Below are 17,366 nucleotides of genomic sequence, written 5' to 3'. Positions count from 1 at the left end.
CCCCCCCCCCCCCCCCCCCCCCCCCCCCCCCCCCCCCCCCCCCCCCCCCCCCCCCCCCCCCCCCCCCCCCCCCCCCCCCCCCCCCCCCCCCCCCCCCCCCCCCCCCCCCCCCCCCCCCCCCCCCCACGCCCGGGGAGCGGTGCAGGCCCTCTCTTCGAGCTCTGCCCACGCTCGTGGGCAGAGCTCGACTGCCCCCGGGGACGGTTCCCCGGGGGCGCGCCGCGGGGGCGTGGAGCGGCGCATGCTACTTCCCAGTAGCGCCTTTCGCGACGCAACGCGACGACGTCCGGACACATTGCACCCGATCGACTCCGGCGTTACGAGACCGTGACGGTGGATTGGCCGCCAGGGGTTGACGGGGGCCCGTTGTTAACGCTCACACTTGTGCCGCTCGCCACGGGCGGGCCTGCGCCGGGTCGAGCGCGCAGAAGTCTCGAGGAGGAGATCACGTGAGCAGAAGGCTCGGCTTCGCCGCCGTCAGCGCCACCCTGGCGCTCACGCTGGCGGCGTGCGGCGGCGAGGGTGCCGGCGGCAGCGGGGGTGCCGGTGGCGGCGCCGAGGCGGAGGACCTGACGATCGGCGTCTCGATGCCGACCCAGACCTCCGAACGCTGGATCGCCGATGGCAACAACGTCAAGGAGCAGCTGGAGGGCGAGGGGTACACCGTCGACCTGCAGTACGCCAACGACGACATCCCGACCCAGTCCCAGCAGATCGACCAGATGATCACCGAGGGTGCCGACATCCTCGTCATCGCGGCGATCGACGGCACGGCTCTGGCGGGCCAGCTCGAGAACGCGGCGTCCAACAACATCCCGGTCATCTCGTACGACCGGCTCATCCGTGACAGCGAGAACGTCGACTTCTACGTCACGTTCGACAACTTCGCCGTCGGCGAGGCCCAGGCCAACGCCCTGCTGACCGGCCTCGGTCTGAAGAACGAGGACGGCTCCGCGGGCACCGCGACCGGTCCGTTCAACATCGAGCTGTTCGCCGGCTCGCTGGACGACAACAACGCCTTCTTCTTCTTCAACGGCGCCATGTCCGTCCTGCAGCCGCTGATCGACGACGGCACGCTGGTCGTGAAGTCGGGTCAGACCGACATCGAGCAGGCCGCCATCCTGCGCTGGCAGCAGGAGACCGCCCAGCGGCGCATGGAGGACCTGCTGACGTCCACCTACAACGACGGCTCGCGCGTCGACGGCGTCCTGTCGCCCTACGACGGCCTGTCCCGCGGCATCATCACCGCGCTGCAGAACGCCGGCTACGGCCCGAACCTCGACTCCCCGAACCCGATGCCGGTCGTGACCGGTCAGGACGCGGAGATCGCCTCGGTCAAGCTGATCGCCGACGGTGTCCAGAGCTCCACGATCTTCAAGGACACCCGTCTGCTGGCCGAGCAGGCCGTCGCCGCCGCCACTGCGTTCGCCGAGGGTGGCGAGCCGGAGGCCAACGACACCGAGACCTACGACAACGGCGTGAAGGTCGTCCCGTCGTACCTGCTCGAGGTCGAGACGGTCTACGCGGACAACATCCAGTCCGTGCTGATCGACTCCGGCTACTGGACCCAGGAAGAGGTCGCCAGCGGCCAGTCGGACTGACTCCGCCCCCCGAGTCCCGGCCGGGCCCGGCAGCCAGTGCTGCCGGGCCCGGCCGGCACCACCCGGGTCGCCACGGGACGGCGTCCCGTTCGACCTGCCCACCCCGGCCGGGTGGGCGCACACTCTCTCCACCATCCCGCGGCGCGCCCCTGCCCTGGCGACGGGCGCACCGACGACAGGACGACGAGGTCCCATGGACGACTACATCCTGGAGATGCGCTCCATCACCAAGACGTTCCCCGGCGTCAAGGCGCTGTCGGACGTCAACCTGAAGGTCCGCCGCGGCGAGATCCACGCGATCTGCGGCGAGAACGGCGCCGGGAAGTCGACGCTGATGAAGGTGCTGTCGGGGGTCTACCCGCACGGCAGCTACGACGGCGAGATCGTCTACGACGGCACCACCAGCTCGTTCGCCGGCATCCGCGACAGCGAGCACGTCGGCATCGTGATCATCCACCAGGAGCTCGCCCTGGTGCCGTACCTGTCGATCGCCGAGAACATCTTCCTCGGCAACGAGATCCGGGGCCGTGGCGGGCTCATCGACTGGAACAAGGCCAACGCCGAGGCCTCGCGGTTGCTCGCCGAGGTCGGCCTGCGGGAGAGCGCGGTCACCCCGGTCGGCCAGCTCGGCGTCGGCAAGCAGCAGCTGGTCGAGATCGCCAAGGCCCTGTCGAAGGACGTGCGGCTGCTGATCCTCGACGAGCCGACCGCCGCCCTCAACGACAACGACTCCGCGCACCTGCTGGACCTGCTCCGCAAGCTCCGGGAGCGCGGGATCACCTGCATCATGATCTCGCACAAGCTCAACGAGATCACCGCGATCGCCGACAACGTCACCGTCATCCGCGACGGGAAGACCGTCGAGACGCTCAGCCTGCACGCCGGCGAGGTGACCCAGGAGCGGATCATCCGCGGGATGGTCGGCCGCGACCTGGAGAGCTACTACCCCGAACGCGAGTCGCACCCCGGGGAGGAGATCCTCCGCGTCGAGGACTGGACCGTCTGGCACCCCACCCAGGAGCGCAAGATCGTCGACGGGGCCAGTTTCACCGTCCGGGCCGGGGAGGTCGTCGGGATCGCCGGCCTCATGGGCGCCGGGCGCACCGAGCTGGCCATGAGCATCTTCGGGCGCGCCTACGGGCGGAACATCTCCGGCCGCCTCTTCGTGCACGGCAAGGAGATCCGTCCCCGCAACGTCGCCGAGGCGATCGACGCCGGGATCGCCTACGCCACCGAGGACCGCAAGCACTACGGCCTCAACCTCATCGAGGACATCCGGCGCAACGTCTCCGCCGCCGCTCTGGACAAGCTCTCCAACAAGGGCTTCGTCAACGGCAACGAGGAGATCAAGGTCGCCGAGGGCTACCGCAAGAGCATGAACGTGAAGGCCCCCAGCGTCACCTCGGTCGTCGGCAAGCTCTCGGGCGGCAACCAGCAGAAGGTCGTGCTGTCCAAGTGGCTCTACACCGACCCCGAGGTGCTGATCCTCGACGAGCCCACCCGCGGCATCGACGTGGGTGCGAAGTACGAGATCTACACGATCATCAACCGGCTGGTCGCCGAGGGCAAGGCGGTGCTGGTGATCTCGTCCGAGCTGCCCGAACTGCTCGGCATCAGCGACCGGATCTACACGTTGTCGGCGGGCCGGATCACCGGTGAGGTGCCGATCGCGCAGGCCACCCAGGAGAACCTGATGGAGCTCATGACCAAGGAGAAGGAGCTCGCGGCATGACCAGGACCGCGCCCCCGCGCCCCGAGGCCACCCCCCAGGAGTCGGCCCAGACCGCCGCCCTGCACACCGGGACCAGCAACCTCAAGGAACTGGTCACCCGCAACATGCGGCAGAGCGGCATCTACGTCGCCTTCGTGGTGATCGTCGCGCTGTTCGCCATCCTGACCGGGGGCACGTCGCTGTCCCCCGGCAACGTCACCAACATCGTCCTGCAGTACAGCTACATCCTGATCCTGGCCATCGGCATGGTCATCGTGATCATCGCCGGGCACATCGACCTGTCCGTCGGGTCGGTGGTGGCGCTGACCGGCGCGGTCTCCGCCGTCCTGGTGATCCGGCAGGGGATGCCGTGGTGGGTCGGCGTGCTCGCCGCGATCGCCGTGGGCCTGGCCATCGGTGCCTGGCAGGGCTTCTGGGTCGCCTACGTCGGCATCCCCGCGTTCATCGTGACCCTCGCCGGCATGCTCCTGTTCCGCGGGCTCACCCTGCAGGTGCTCGACAACATCTCGCTGTCGCCGTTCCCGGCGGAGTACGGGCGGATCGCCAGCGGCTTCCTCAACGGGCTCATCGGCGGCCAGGGCTACGACGCGTTCACGCTCCTGATCGCGGCGGTCGCGGTCGCCGGCTACGCGTTCAGCAGCTTCCGCACCCGCGTCGCGCGGATCAAGTACCAGCAGCCGGTCGAGTCCTTCCCGCTGTTCGTCGCGAAGATCGTCGCGATCGGCGCCGTCGTCATGTGGTTCGCCTGGCAGCTGGCGCACGCCCGCGGCCTGCCGATCGTGCTGATCATCCTGGCCGTCCTGGTCATCGCCTACGGCATCATCACCAAGCGCACCGTCTTCGGGCGCCAGGTGTACGCGATCGGTGGCAACCTCGCCGCCGCGACGCTGTCGGGCGTGAAGGTCCGGATGGTCAACTTCTGGATCTTCGTCAACATGGGCTTCCTGGCCGCGATCGCGGGCGTCGTCTTCTCGTCCCGGTCCAACGGCGCCCAGCCCAGCGCGGGCAACATGTTCGAGCTCGACGCGATCGCCGCCTGCTTCATCGGTGGCGCGGCCGTCACCGGCGGTGTGGGCACCGTCGTCGGCGCCATGGTCGGTGGCCTGATCATGGCCGTGATGAGCAACGGCATGCAGCTCATGGGCATCGACCAGTCCATCCAGTCGGTGGTCAAGGGCCTGGTCCTGCTCCTGGCCGTGGCCTTCGACATCTACAACAAGCGGCGGGCCGGCGCCTCGCGCTGACCTCCCGGGCGGCCCCGCGGGAAGCCGCGGGGCCGCCCCTCGCCGCACCGGGCGACAGCACGTGGTCACGACACGGGGCACAGGCGCCCCGACGACGAGAGGGGTGACGGTGGAGCCCGAGGGGGCGACCCGCGCGCTGGTCATGTCCGACGTCGCCGCCCGCGCCGGGGTCTCGCACCAGACCGTCTCCCGCGTCATCAACGGCCACCGCAACGTCGCGCCGCAGACCCGCGAGCGGGTGGAGCGGGCGATCCGCGAGCTGGGCTACCGGCCCAACACCGCGGCACGGGCCCTGGTGACCGGGTCGACCCGCACGATCGGCTTCGTCACCGTGAACATCCAGCAGTACGGGCCGGCGCAGACGCTGGTCGGGCTGGAGCAGGCCGCGCGCACCGCGGGGTACTCGCTGTCGGTGACCGTCCTGGACGAGGCCACCGCGGGGGCCATGCGGGAGGCGGTGGACCGGTTCGTCGGGGCGTCGGTCGACGCGGTGGTGGCACTGGCCACCTACGACGACGCGGCCGAGGCGCTGCACCAGGTCGACGCACCCCTGCCGCTGGTCACCGTGCAGAGCGGCGGCGCCGTCGAGGACCCCGCGGTGGGTGTCGACCAGGTGGCCGGCGCCCGGCTGGCCACCCGGCACCTGCTCGACCTCGGCCACCGCACGGTCCACCACGTCACCGGCCCGGCCGACTCCAAGGAGGCCCGGGACCGCATCGCCGGCTGGCGGGCGGAGCTGTGCGCGGCCGGCGCGGAGGTGCCTGCGTACCTGCGCGGGGACTGGACGCCGTCCTCGGGGTACGTGGCCGGCCGGCAGCTGGCCGCCCGCATCCGGGACGGCGAGGAGATCACCGCGGTGTTCCTGGCCAACGACCAGATGGCGCTCGGGCTGCTCGCCGCCCTCCACGAGGAGGGGCTCGAGGCGCCGCGCGACGTCAGCGTCGTCGGCTTCGACGACCTGCCCGAGGCGCCCTACTTCACCCCGCCCCTGACCACCGTCCGGCAGGACTTCGCCGAGCTCGGCCGGCGCGGGGTCGAACTGGTCCTCGCCCGGCTGAGCGGTGGGGAGCTGCACCCGGACCCGGTGCCTCCCGCCCTGCTCGTCCGGTTGAGCACCGGACCGGCGCCGCGCCGAGTGTGAGGCTGCCGGCCGTGTGGGCGCTGACATCGCGACGTGGGCTGTGTCCCGGCGTCGACCGGATCGCTGGAACCAGGCCTGCCACCGGTGGGCGGAAGGGTCTCGTGACATGACGATGGACGTCGGAGCCGCGATCACCGGGGGGCGCACGGCCCTGGGGATCGAGCTCGGATCGACACGGATCAAGGCGGTGCTGATCGGTCCGGACCACGCTCCGCTCGCCGTGGGCACCCATGACTGGGAGAACCAGTTCGTGGACCGGCTGTGGACGTACTCGCTGGACGCCGTCTGGACAGGGGTGCAGCGGAGCTTCGCGGCCCTGGCCGACGACGTGCGGCGGCGCCACGGGGTGGAGCTGTCCACGGTGGGCGCGCTCGGCGTGTCGGCGATGATGCACGGCTACCTGGCGTTCGACGCCCACGGCGAGCTGCTGACGCCGTTCCGCACCTGGCGCAACACGAACACGGGAGCAGCAGCCGAGCGGCTCAGTGCGGAGTTCGGCCACAACATCCCGCACCGGTGGAGCGTCGCCCACCTCTACCAGGCGATCCTGGACGGCGAAGACCACCTCGGCCGGCTGGACCACCTGACCACCCTGGCCGGCTACGTGCACTGGCGGCTCACCGGCGAGAAGGTCCTCGGCATCGGGGATGCCAGCGGCGTGTTCCCGATCGACGACGCCACTCGCGGTTACGACGCCGCGATGCTGACCCGGTTCGACCGGCTCGCGGCCGAGGCGGGGGTGGAGCTGACCCTGGCCGACCTGCTGCCGGCGATCGCAGTCGCCGGCCAGCCGGCCGGCACGCTGACCGAGGCAGGAGCGGAGCTGCTCGACCCCACCGGGGGGCTGCGTCCCGGCATCCCGCTCTGCCCACCCGAGGGGGATGCGGGCACGGGGATGGTCGCCACCAACTCGGTCGCTCCCCGCACCGGCAACGTCTCCGCAGGGACGAGCATCTTCGCCATGGTCGTGCTCGAGCACGAGCTCAGCCGGATGCACCGCGAACTCGACCTGGTCACCACGCCGGCCGGGGACCCGGTGGCCATGGTGCACTGCAACAACGGGGCCAGTGAGCTGAACGCGTGGGCTGGGCTGTTCGCCGAGTTCGCCCGTGCGCTGGGCGTCGCGGCCGACCCGTCGGCGGTCTTCGAGATCCTGTTCGCCGCCGCGCTCGACGGTGCCGGCGACTGCGGCGGACTGCTGGCGTACAACTACCTCTCCGGCGAGCCGATCACCGACCTCGAGGAGGGACGGCCGCTGTTCCTGCGGTCTCCGGACAGCAGGTTCGACCTCGCCACCTTCATGCGGACGCACCTGTTCGCAGCCCTGGCCACCCTGCGGATCGGCATGGACGTGCTGCTGGAGGACGAGGGCGTGCGGCTCGAGGCGATGTTCGCGCACGGGGGCCTGTTCAAGACCAGGGGCGTGGCGCAGCGCTTCCTGGCCGCGGCGATCGACACGCCGGTCTCCGTCGGGGACGTCGCGGCGGAGGGCGGCGCCTGGGGGATGGCCGTCCTCGCCGCCTTCGCCACCCGGCGCGCGCCGGAGCAGAGCCTCGCCGAGTACCTGGACACCGCGGTCTTCACCGGCACCGTGCTGGAGACCGCCGAGCCCGAGCCGGCCGACGTCGCCGGCTTCGACGCGTTCATGCAGCGGTACGTCGCCGGACTCGCGGTCGAGCGGGCCGCCGTGGAACACGTGGGAATCGACCACCGGCGGGCCGAGCCGCAGGTCTCAGACGTCGAGACCGCGGCGTCCGCCTTCACCGAGGAGCAGCCAGCATGACCGCCACCGAACCCCGCACCGAGCGGGGCACCCACCGGGCGCAGCGCGAGCACGTCGCCGCCCTGCACAGCGAGCTGACCCGCAACGGCCTGGTCACCTGGACCTCGGGCAACGTCTCCGAGCGGGTGCCCGGCGAGGACCTGTTCGTGATCAAGGGCAGCGGCGTCCTGTACGACGAGCTGACCTGGGAGGGGATCACCGTCTGCGACCTCGACGGGAACGTCGTCGACGGGGTCAAGAAGCCCTCCAGCGACACCGACGCGCACGCCTACGTGTACCGGAACATGCCCGAGGTCAACGGCCAGGTGCACACGCACAGCCCGTACGCGACCGCCTGGGCCGCCCGCGCCGAGCCGGTCCCGTGCGTGCTCACCGCGATGGCCGACGAGTTCGGCGGGCCGATCCCGGTGGGGCCGTTCGCGCTGATCGGGGACGACTCCATCGGCCAGGGGATCGTGACCACGCTGCGCGGCTCCCACTCGCCGGCGGTGCTCATGCAGAACCACGGCGTCTTCACCATCGGGCCCTCGGCGCGTGCCGCCGTCAAGGCCGCGGTCATGACCGAGGACGTCGCCCGCACGGTGCACCTGTCGCGGCAGCTCGGCGAGCCGCTGCCGATCGCCCAGGCCGACGTCGACTCCCTCTACGCGCGCTACCAGAACGTCTACGGACAGTGAGGAAGGCTTGATGCACACGGACCCGTTCACCGGGCACGAGCTGTGGTTCCTGACCGGCAGCCAGGGGCTGTACGGCGAGGAGACCCTCCGGCAGGTCGCCGAGCAGTCCCAGCGGGTGGCCGGCGCGCTGGACGGAGCCGGTGAGGTGCCGATCCGGGTGGTCTGGAAGCCGGTGCTCACCGACGCCGGGGCCATCCGGCGGGCGATGGGCGAGGCCAACGAGGACCCGGCCTGCGTCGGCGTCATCACCTGGATGCACACCTTCTCCCCGGCGAAGATGTGGATCAGCGGCCTCGACGCGCTGCGCAAGCCGCTGCTGCACCTGCACACCCAGGCCGACGCCGCCCTGCCGTGGGCGACGATCGACATGGACTTCATGAACCTCAACCAGGCGGCCCACGGCGACCGGGAGTACGGGTTCATCCTGACCCGGTTGCGGATGCCGCGGACGACGGTGGCCGGGCACGTCGACAACCCGCGGGTGCGGGCCCGCGTGGGCTCGTGGGCCCGGGCCGCGGCCGCCGCGCACGCGGTGCGCTCGCTCAAGCTGGCCCGGTTCGGCGACAACATGCGCAACGTCGCGGTCACCGAGGGGGACAAGGTCGAGGCGGAGCTCCGCTTCGGGGTATCGGTGAACACCTGGGGCGTCAACGACCTGGTCACCGTCGTGGAGGCCGTGGAGGACAAGGCCGTCGACGCCCTGGTCGAGGAGTACGGCGACCTCTACGAGTTCGCCGAGGACGCCCGCCCGGGTGGGTCGCAGCACGAGGCCGTGCGCTACCAGGCCCGGATCGAGGCCGCGCTGCGCACCTTCCTCGAGGACGGCGGCTTCGGCGCGTTCACCACGAACTTCGAGGACCTCGGCGGGCTGCGCCAGCTCCCGGGCCTCGCCGTCCAGCGGCTGATGGCCGACGGCTACGGCTTCGGCGGCGAGGGCGACTGGAAGACGTCGGTGCTGCTGCACACCCTCAAGGTCGCAGCCGCCGGGCTGCCGGGCGGGACCTCCTTCATGGAGGACTACACCTACCACCTGGCCTCCGACACCCCGAAGATCCTCGGTGCGCACATGCTCGAGGTCTGCCCGACGATCGCCGGGGAGAGGCCGCGGGTGGAGGTGCACCCGCTGTCCATCGGCGGCCGGGAGGACCCCGCGCGGCTGGTGTTCACCGCGGCTCCGGGCGAGGGCGTCGTCGTGGGCTGGTGCGACCTGGGCGACCGGTTCCGCTGGGTGGCCAACGAGATCGACGTCGTCGAGCCCGACGAGCCGCTGCCGAACCTGCCCGTGGCGCGCGCCGTCTGGCAGCCACGGCCGGACTTCTCGACGGCGACCGAGGGGTGGCTGACCGCCGGCGGGCCGCACCACACGGTGCTGTCGACGGCGCTGGGGGCCGACGAGCTCACCGACCTCGCGGAGGTGTTCTCCACCGAGCTGGTGCTCATCGACGCGGACACCACCCGCCGCTCGCTGGCCAAGGAGCTGCGCTGGAGCGCCGCCTACCACCGGCTGGCCCAGGGGCTGTAGCCGGACGGCTCGTGCTCTGCCCACGGCGGTGGGCAGAGCACGAGCCACCGCCGGCGGTCAGAGGAGCGCGACGACCCGGGGACGAGGGCGCCGACGACGGCCAGCCGCAGGGTGCAGCGACCGGCACCGAGCCAGCACCCGGCAGTGGCGGGCGGACGGTGACCCGGGCGGGGGCGGGCCGACCACCGGCTCGGGCCAGCGCAGCGCCGTAGCCGCGCGCGCTGCGAGGCGACCCGCTCGGTGTAGAGACCCAACAGGGCGACCAGGTAGACCGGCAGCAGGATCACCCCGATCACCGCGCTGACCGGGTCGTCGCCGAGCGTCCAGGTGCTGGTGTCGCCGTCGCCCTCCGCGCTGGACCGCCCGACCAGCCGGACCACCCGGTCGCCGTGCCAGAGGTGCAGCCCCCGGCCGCCGCGCGAGGGTGCCGGGCTGTGGAACTGCTCGACGGGCGCGTCGACGACGACCCGCTCCCCGCCCAGCGGGCGCACCCGGACCACCGACAGCAGGCCCCCGGCCATCTGCAGGCGCACGCCGCGGCGACCGATGCCGAGCGGGGTGAAGCGTCGGGTCCAGCTCAGTGGCGGCGCCACCGCCCCGGGAACCTCGTACGCCGGGAGCGCCGCCCGGCGGCGGCGCTCCTCCTTCGACAGTCGCTGGGTCACGGCGCGACAACCCCGGGGTGGACCGGCTGCCCCGGGGAGGCCTCCGCGCGCCGTCCCCCGGACCCAGCGGCATCCTCCGGGGGAACTCGTGCTCTGCGTGCGCAAAGGGTGCAGAGCGCGAGCTTCCCCGGGAGAGGGGTGTCCCCGCGCCGGAAGACCCCGCGTCCGTCAGAGGGGGTCGCGGCGGACCGGGCAGGACATGCACCGCGGGCCGCCGCGGCCGCTGCCCAGCTCGGACCCGGCGATCCGCACCACCTCGATCCCGGCCGCCTCGAGCGCGGCGTTGGTGACGGTGTTGCGCTCGTAGGCGACGGTCAGCCGCGGCGCCAGCGCGAGGGTGTTGTTGCCGTCGTCCCACTGCTCGCGCTCGGCGGTGACCGGGTCCAGGCCGGTGTCGATCACCCGCAGCCGGTCGATGCCCATCGCCGCCGCGGCCGCCTCGACGAACGGCGCCGGCCCACGGACGGTCAGGTCGGTCGTGTCGTCGTCGTCCGGTGGCACGTCGGCCGTCACCGTCCAGGCCACCAGGGAGTCGGCCACCGCGGGGTACATGACCAGCGCGTCGACGTCGACCATCGTGGCGATGGTGTCCAGGTGCATCGTCGCCCGCTGCTGGGCGATCGGGACGACGAGCACGGTGTGCGCCAGCCCGCGGGCGAACACGCGCCGCGCCAGTCGCTCGGCACCGCCGGGCGTCGTCCGCTCGCCCACGCCGACCGCCACCACGCCCGGCGCCAGCAACAGCACGTCGCCGCCCTCGAGGTGCTCCAGCGAGGCGTCGTAGAGCCGTGCGGCGCCGGCGAACCGCGGGTGGTGGGCGTAGACGGCCGCGGTGATCGTGCTCTCGCGGTGCCGGGCCGGCATCGCGAGCGACGTGACCGCCACCTGGTCGCCGACCCACACCGACGAGTCGCGGGTGAACAGCAGGTTGGGCAGCGGGCGGACGACGAAGTCGTGCCGGTCCATGAGCTCGTAGGACAGGCCGTGCGCGCCGGGCAGCTCGTCGTGCGCCAGCCCCGCGATGAGAGCGCCGGCGAGGTCGTCGGGGGAGAGGTCGGCCAGGTGCGCGGCCGCCGTCCGCTTGAGCGTGGCGCCCAGCCGCGGGTCGTCGACCGCGGCGGCGACCAGCTCGTCGCGCGCGGCGGGCACGGTCAGCACCTCGGCCAGCAGCCGGTCCAGGTACAGCACCTCGACCCCGCGGGCGGTGAGCTCGGCGGCGAAGCGGTCGTGCTCCTCCTGCGCCCGCGGCACCCACGGCACGCCGTCGAAGAGCAGCTGGTCGTTGTTGCGCGGCGTCAGCCGGCGCAGCTCGGCCCCGGGCCGGTGCAGGAGCACCGTCCGCAGCGGTCCGACCTCGCTGGTCGCGCCCGGGACGGCGGTCTCGGCGGCGGGTGCGGTCATGGGGGCAGGCTGGCACACCGGGTGCCGTGAGGCCGCCCGGCCCGCTCGCCGTCACCGCGGCGAGGTGACCTCCCGCCCGTGCACGGTGACCGCGTAGATCACGACGACGTCGAAGGCGATCACCAGCGTCGACCAGACCGGGTAGGCCGGCAGGAACGCCACGTGCACGAGCGCGCTCAGCGCGGCCCACACCACCGCCACGACGCGGGCGAAGCGGCTGCCCCGCACCAGGCCCGCGCCGGTGGCGATCCCCACCACCCCGAGGACGACGTGCACCCAGCCCCAGACGGCGTAGTCGGCGTGGACGAGCAGCGCCTCGGGCCGCACCACGTAGAAGTCGTCGTTGACGAGCGCGGTGACGCCCTCCATCACCGAGAACAGGCCGGTCAGCACGAGCAGGACCCCGGCGAAGAGGATCCACGACGCCCAGCCGGTGGGGCGCTCGTCGTAGCCGTAGGCGCCGACGTGGGCCTCGGCCTGCCAGTTCGCCTCCGGCTGCCGACTCTGGAAGGCGCTGGTCATGGCGCCGCTCCCTCCCGGGCGGGACGGTCCCGCCCGGTGCAGCAGCCTGGCCCGCGCCGCGGGCGGGCGCCTCACGCGGAGCGGACGATGCGCCGCCCGTACCCGGGTCGCCTCGGACGGGCCTGGGTAGGGTGCCCGCGCCGGGGGCCGACGACGTCCCCACGACGCCTGCGTGGAGGACACCCCGTGGACCTGTTCGACCTGACCGGGAAGGTCGCCGTCGTCTCCGGCGGCACGCGCGGCATCGGGCTGATGATGGCCCGCGGCCTGCTGCAGGCCGGGGCGACGGTGTACGTCAGCTCCCGCAAGCCGGACGCGGGGGAGGCCGCGGCCGCCGAGCTGTCGCGCTTCGGCACCGTCAGCGCGATCCCCGCCGACCTCTCCACCGAGGCCGAGTGCCTCCGCCTCGCCGCCGAGGTCGGCCGCCGCGAGGAGCGGCTGCACGTGCTGGTGAACAACGCGGGGGCCACCTGGGGCGCGCCGTTCGCCGAGTTCCCCGCGTCGGCCTGGGACAAGGTGCTCGACCTCAACCTCAAGGCGCCGTTCTTCCTCACCCGCGCGTTCCTGCCCCTGCTCGAGGCCGCGGCCACCGACGACGACCCGGCCCGTGTGGTGAACGTCGGCAGCATCGACGGGCTGCACGCACCGGCGCTGCCGACCTTCTCCTACTCGGCGAGCAAGGCGGGGCTGCACCACCTCACCCGGGTGCTGGCCAAGGAGCTCGGGCCGAGGCGGATCACGGTCAACGCCGTCGCGCCTGGCCCGTTCGAGTCCAAGATGATGGCCGCCACGCTCGCCGCCCACGGCGACGAGATCGCCGCCTCCACCCCGCTCGGGCGGATCGGCCGGCCCGACGACATGGCCGGCGTCGTCGTGTACCTGAGCAGCCGCGCCGGCGCCTACGTCACCGGCGCGGTCATCCCGGTGGACGGCGGCCGGGCGACCACCCTGTAGCCCGTGCGGCAGGTCTTCGACGGCTGGATCCTGGGCGTCGGCACGGCGTCGGGCACCCGCGTCGTCGTCGGCCACTGGCCCCGGTCGCCGCTCGGGCCGCTCTCCGACGTGATGGTGCAGCGCCCCGACGGCCAGCGGGTGCTGCTCGCCCCCTCGCCGGCCGCCGCGGAGTTCATCGCGGCCACCTACGCCTTCGACGAGGTGCGGGTCCTCGACGTGGCGGTGGACCGGCCCGACCCGCGGACCTGGACGGTGACGGGCGGCCCGCTGCGGCTCGCCGTCCGCACCGGACGCCGTCCGCCGCTGGGGTGGGTGCTGCGCGGCGTCCCGGCGCCGCTGGCCCGCACGCCGGCCTGGGTGGGGCTGCTGGACCGGCCGGCCCGGCTGCTGACCGGCCTGCGCACCACCGGGTCGGCCGGGAACGGGCGCACCGAGTGGTACGGCGTGCAGGACCTGCACGCGGTGACCGCCGCCGACGGGTCGTGGGAAGGCGCGCCGCTGGGCGCGCTGGCGCCGGTCCGCCCGCCGGTCACCTTCGGGTTCGGCTCGGTGCCGCCCCGGCCGAGCGCCGTCCGGGTGACGACGACGGTGCAGCTGGCCTGAGCCGGCTCAGGCCGACCTCGGTGCGCTCGACCGCTTCCGGCGCGGGCGGGTGGCGGCCTCCTCGGGCACCCGCGCCAGGTGCGACTCGGCCAGCGCCACCTGGTGCGGCGAGCCCACCAGCTGGCCCTGCCGGCGGGCCGCGAGCCACCACTCGCGGGCGGCCACGGTGTCCCCGGTGCGCTCGGCGATCCGGCCGAGCAGCTCGTCGTAGGCGCCGAGGGTGAACGACGGCGTGCCGAGCACCGCCTGCCGGCCGCGGAACGGGAGCAGCTGCACGGTGGCCATCTCGATCTCGGGCTCGTCGCCGATCTGCAGCGCCACCTCCGCCTGCAGCAGCGTGGCGACGTCGCTGGCCCAGTCGCGCACCTGGGTGCGGCCCCACCGCTTGCGCAGCCGCCGCGCCTCGGCCAGGTCGCCGGACTCGGCCGCGGCCAGCACCGCCATCAGCTGCAGCAGCGGGTTGCCCTCGTCGCCGGTCTGCACGAGCAGGTCGATCGCCTCGGGCAGCCGGGAGTCGCCGCGGCGCAGGGTGAACTGGTGCGCGGCGAACGCGTGCGCGGCGTGCGGGGTGACCTTGCGGTACAGCTCGTAGGCCTCGGTGGTCAGCTCCTCGGCCCGCGCGGCGTCCCCGCGCAGCCAGGCGGCCCCGGCCTGCTGCCACAGCACGTGCGGGCGCACCTCCGGGCCGGACAGCGAGATCGCCAGCCGGCGGCCGGCGTCCATGTCGGCCTCGAAGCCGCGCAGGTCGGCCAGGTGCAGCCGGATCGCCGCCCGGTGCAGCCGGGCGTAGAACTCGGTGCGCCGCGGCAGCCCGCGCCCGGCCAGCGACAGCGCCTCGTCGGTGGCCGCCAGCCGCAGCTCGGCCGCGCCCGGCCGGCCCCAGACGGCCAGGGAGTAGTTGTTCAGCGTCCGGCCCAGCAGCTCCGGCTCGCCGACCTCGCGGGCGAGGGCGAGGGCGCGCCCGGCGTAGCGGGGGCCCTTCTGCAGGTCCTCGCTGAAGGCGAGCTCGACGCCGAGGGTGCCCAGCAGCCGGGCGGTCAGCCGGGCCCGCTCGCCCGGGTCGGGCGCCAGCCCGTCCTGCTCCTCGAGCAGGCCCTCCAGCAGGGCCACCATCTCGTGGTCGACGACGCCGTGCGGGCGCCAGTTCCACAGCGTGGGCGACCCCCACACCGCGGCGGACTCGAGCAGGCAGCGGCGGTCGCCCAGCTCGCGGGCGACCGCGATCGCCTCCCCGATGACCTCTCCGGCCTCGGTCCGCTGGCCGCTGCGCAGCAGGTCGTTGCCGAGGGCGGTGAGCAGGTCGTGCCGGGTGCGGGCGGCGCCGGACTCGGCGGGGTCGAGCAGCGACAGCGCCCGGCGCACGTGCCCGGCGGACTCGCCGTGGGCCAGCCGCGCGCGGGCGGCCTCCGCGGCGGCGGTCGAGTACCGCAGCGCCGGGCCCGGACCGGCCACCGGGACCGCCTCGACGAAGTGGTGCGCCAGCCGCTCGACCAGGACGTCGTCGGTGCGGCCGCCCGGGAGCCGCGGCTCGAGCGCAGCGGCCAGGCGGGCGTGCAGGCGGGCCCGCCGCAGCCGCGGGAGGTCCTCGTACAGCACCTCCTGCACCAGCGCGTGGGTGAACCGCCAGCTCCACGGCTGCCCGCCCTCGACCACCAGGCCGAAGGCGGTCGCCGAGTCCAGCGCGGCCAGCGCCTCCTCCGCCGGCGTGCCGGCCGCCTCGAGCAGGTCCAGGGTCACCTCGCGGCCGGCGACCGCGGCGAGCTCGAGCACCTCGCGAGTGCCCGCGGGCAGCCGGTCCAGCCGGTTGCGCAGCACCTCGCCGACCGACGGCGGCACCGGCACCCGGTCCAGGTGCAGGTCGTGCGTGCTGACCATCCAGCGGGCGAGCTCGACCACGAAGAACGGGTTGCCGGCGGTGCGGTCGTGCACGGTCTCGGCCAGCGCGTGGCCGCCGACGGCACCGAGCTGGCCGGCCATCAGCGCGCCGACGTCCTCGGTGGTCAGCCCGGCCAGCCGGATCCGGCTGGCCGCCCGTTCCCGGTTCAGCCGGGCCAGGCAGTCGACGACGGGCTCGGGCAGGTCCTCGCCGACCGTGCGGACGGTGACCACGAGCATCAGCGGCGCCCGCGGGAGGTGCCGGGCCAGCAGGCTCAGCAGCTGCACCGACGTGGTGTCGGCGCCCTGCAGGTCGTCGAGGACCACCAGCACCGGGCGTGCGGCGGCGGCCGCGGCGAGCCGGGCGCGCAGCTCCTGGAACAGCGTGAAGCGGGCGGCGTCGGCGTCTGTGGTGGAGTCGTCGGGCAGCGCGGGGAGCTGTTCCTGACCCAGCTGCTCGAGGACCTGCGTCCACGGCCACAGCACCGGCGCCCCGGCGTCGTCGGCGCACCGGCTCCAGGCCACCGACCAGCCGGCCGCCCGCCCGGCGTCGGCCGCGGCCTCGGCCAGCCGCGTCTTGCCGATGCCGGCCTCCCCGCCGAGGACGACGACGCCCGGCCGCCCGGCGCCGGCCTGCTCGGCGACGGTGCGCAGGTGGGCCAGCTCGACCTGCCGGCCGACCAGCGTCTCCGCCCCCGGCGCCGTGGTCGGCATCGGGACCGGCGGCGGGACCACGGACAGCACCGGGCGGGGCACGCGGTCGGTGAGCTTCGGGTCCTGGCGGAGGACCGCCCGCTCCAGGTCGCGCAGCTCGGGCCCCGGGTCGATGCCCAGCTCGTCGCGCAGCAGCTCGGTGCAGCGGCGCAGCGCGTCCAGCGCGTCGGCCTGCCGGTCGGCGGCGTAGAGGGCGGTGACCAGCCGGGCCCACAGCCGCTCCCGCAGCGGGTGCTCGGCCACCAGGTGCTCGAGGTCGGGGACGGCGGAGTCGGCCCGGCCCATCGCCAGCAGCGCGTCGCAGCGCCGCTCCCGGGCCCGCACGTGCAGCTCGGCCAGCCGCAGCCGGTCGGTGGCGGCGGTGGGCGTCTCACCGAGCTCGGGCAGCGGCTCGCCGCGCCACAGCCTGAGCGCCTGGTCCAGCAGCGCGACGCCGCGGGCCGGGTCGCCGCCCTCGACGGCGCGGTCGCCCTCCTCGACCAGCTGGGCGAAGCGCAGGCTGTCCAGGTCGGCCGCGTCGACCTGCAGCAGGTAGCCCGGCGGCCGCGTGAGCAGCACCCTCGGCGCCTCGCGCGGTCCGCGGGCGGGCTCGAGCGCCCGCCGCAGGTGGGAGACGTAGGCCTGCAGGGTGCCGGTGACCGTGGGCGGCGGCTCGTCGCCCCACAGCGCCGCCACGATGCGGTCGATGGCCACTGCCCGGCCCGGCTCGGCCAGCAGGAGCGCGAGCAGCGCACGGGGTTTGGCGCCGCCCACGTCGAGGGGGCGACCGTCGGGGCCCGTGACCTCGAGGGGCCCGAGGACGCGGTACCGCACGAGGCGGCATCCTCCCAGGTCTCGGCCGCGAGCGGGAGTCCCCTTCGTCCCGTCCGCGGCCGCAAGTGGCCCTCCAAGCGGCCTGCAAGTGCCGGTCAAGTACCCGCGGCCAGGGTCCT

13 protein-coding genes are annotated in these 17,366 nt (G+C 73.9%); 9 read left to right on the top strand and 4 right to left on the bottom strand.

The genetic code is table 11. The features are described from left to right. The first annotated feature begins 449 nt into the window (after positions 1–449). The 7 genes from chvE to araA all read left to right on the top strand — a co-directional run bounded on the left by chvE (position 450) and on the right by araA (position 9,700). Positions 450–1,601 (top strand): multiple monosaccharide ABC transporter substrate-binding protein, encoded by a 1,152-nt coding sequence (gene chvE, locus ACI782_RS23355; protein WP_456912499.1) that lies wholly within the window; start codon positions 450–452, stop codon positions 1,599–1,601. 193 nt (positions 1,602–1,794) lie between these two features. Then, positions 1,795–3,333: a multiple monosaccharide ABC transporter ATP-binding protein gene (gene mmsA / locus ACI782_RS23350; RefSeq protein ID WP_456912498.1), complete on the top strand. Its 1,539-nt coding sequence runs from the start codon at positions 1,795–1,797 to the stop codon at positions 3,331–3,333. After that, positions 3,330–4,577: a multiple monosaccharide ABC transporter permease gene (mmsB, locus tag ACI782_RS23345; protein ID WP_456912497.1), complete on the top strand. Its 1,248-nt coding sequence runs from the start codon at positions 3,330–3,332 to the stop codon at positions 4,575–4,577. Before mmsA ends, mmsB begins: the two co-directional genes overlap by 4 nt. Before the next feature lie 103 nt (positions 4,578–4,680). Beyond that, positions 4,681–5,718, top strand: a complete 1,038-nt coding sequence (locus tag ACI782_RS23340) for a LacI family DNA-binding transcriptional regulator (RefSeq protein WP_456912496.1) — start codon at positions 4,681–4,683, stop codon at positions 5,716–5,718. A gap of 106 nt (positions 5,719–5,824) precedes the next feature. After that, on the top strand, positions 5,825–7,501 hold the full coding sequence (locus tag ACI782_RS23335; RefSeq protein WP_456912495.1) for a xylulokinase: 1,677 nt from the start codon (positions 5,825–5,827) through the stop codon (positions 7,499–7,501). Further along, positions 7,498–8,178: an L-ribulose-5-phosphate 4-epimerase gene (locus tag ACI782_RS23330; RefSeq protein WP_456912494.1), complete on the top strand. Its 681-nt coding sequence runs from the start codon at positions 7,498–7,500 to the stop codon at positions 8,176–8,178. The genes ACI782_RS23335 and ACI782_RS23330 overlap by 4 nt, the downstream gene beginning before the upstream one ends. A 10-nt stretch (positions 8,179–8,188) precedes the next feature. After that, entirely contained in the window at positions 8,189–9,700 is a 1,512-nt protein-coding gene (gene araA, locus ACI782_RS23325; RefSeq protein WP_456912493.1) for an L-arabinose isomerase, read from the top strand. Here araA and ACI782_RS23320 read toward each other — a convergent pair. The 3 genes from ACI782_RS23320 to ACI782_RS23310 all read right to left on the bottom strand — a co-directional run bounded on the left by ACI782_RS23320 (position 9,673) and on the right by ACI782_RS23310 (position 12,288). Then, the gene (locus ACI782_RS23320; RefSeq protein ID WP_456912492.1) at positions 9,673–10,365 is read right to left on the bottom strand and encodes a hypothetical protein; all 693 of its coding nucleotides are present in this window, start codon (positions 10,363–10,365) and stop codon (positions 9,673–9,675) included. The two genes, araA and ACI782_RS23320, sit on opposite strands and share 28 nt — an antisense overlap. Positions 10,366–10,533: 168 nt before the next feature. Beyond that, positions 10,534–11,766 carry an arginine deiminase gene (locus ACI782_RS23315; protein WP_456912491.1) on the bottom strand — a complete coding sequence of 411 codons (1,233 nt, stop codon included), beginning with the start codon at positions 11,764–11,766 and terminating at the stop codon, positions 10,534–10,536. Between the two features lie 51 nt (positions 11,767–11,817). Then, positions 11,818–12,288, bottom strand: a complete 471-nt coding sequence (locus tag ACI782_RS23310) for a DUF7144 family membrane protein (RefSeq protein WP_456912490.1) — start codon at positions 12,286–12,288, stop codon at positions 11,818–11,820. A 186-nt stretch (positions 12,289–12,474) separates the two neighbouring features. On the opposite strand from ACI782_RS23310, the gene ACI782_RS23305 reads away from it, so the two are divergent. Both ACI782_RS23305 and ACI782_RS23300 read left to right on the top strand, forming a co-directional pair. Then, the gene (locus ACI782_RS23305) at positions 12,475–13,242 is read left to right on the top strand and encodes an SDR family oxidoreductase (protein ID WP_456912489.1); all 768 of its coding nucleotides are present in this window, start codon (positions 12,475–12,477) and stop codon (positions 13,240–13,242) included. Between the two features lie 3 nt (positions 13,243–13,245). Next, positions 13,246–13,845, top strand: a complete 600-nt coding sequence (locus tag ACI782_RS23300) for a hypothetical protein (RefSeq protein WP_456912488.1) — start codon at positions 13,246–13,248, stop codon at positions 13,843–13,845. Between the two features lie 6 nt (positions 13,846–13,851). Here the strand turns inward: ACI782_RS23300 and ACI782_RS23295 are convergent, their stop codons facing one another. Beyond that, positions 13,852–17,247 (bottom strand): BTAD domain-containing putative transcriptional regulator, encoded by a 3,396-nt coding sequence (locus ACI782_RS23295; RefSeq protein WP_456912487.1) that lies wholly within the window; start codon positions 17,245–17,247, stop codon positions 13,852–13,854. Positions 17,248–17,366: the final 119 nt, after the last annotated feature.

The organism is Geodermatophilus sp. SYSU D00703, assembly GCF_054050155.1.
The sequence above is the reverse complement of the archived record's forward strand: the minus strand, read 5'-3'. Positions and strand labels throughout refer to the sequence as shown.

Bases quoted from the DNA above. Each gene is read 5' to 3' on its own strand.
- ACI782_RS23315 (WP_456912491.1), bottom strand. From the start codon at position 11,766: ATGACCGCACCCGCCGCCGAGACCGCCGTCCCGGGCGCGACCAGCGAG.
- ACI782_RS23330 (WP_456912494.1), top strand. From the start codon at position 7,498: ATGACCGCCACCGAACCCCGCACCGAGCGGGGCACCCACCGGGCGCAG.
- araA (WP_456912493.1), top strand. From the start codon at position 8,189: ATGCACACGGACCCGTTCACCGGGCACGAGCTGTGGTTCCTGACCGGC.
- ACI782_RS23335 (WP_456912495.1), top strand. From the start codon at position 5,825: ATGACGATGGACGTCGGAGCCGCGATCACCGGGGGGCGCACGGCCCTG.
- mmsA (WP_456912498.1), top strand. From the start codon at position 1,795: ATGGACGACTACATCCTGGAGATGCGCTCCATCACCAAGACGTTCCCC.
- mmsB (WP_456912497.1), top strand. From the start codon at position 3,330: ATGACCAGGACCGCGCCCCCGCGCCCCGAGGCCACCCCCCAGGAGTCG.
- ACI782_RS23310 (WP_456912490.1), bottom strand. From the start codon at position 12,288: ATGACCAGCGCCTTCCAGAGTCGGCAGCCGGAGGCGAACTGGCAGGCC.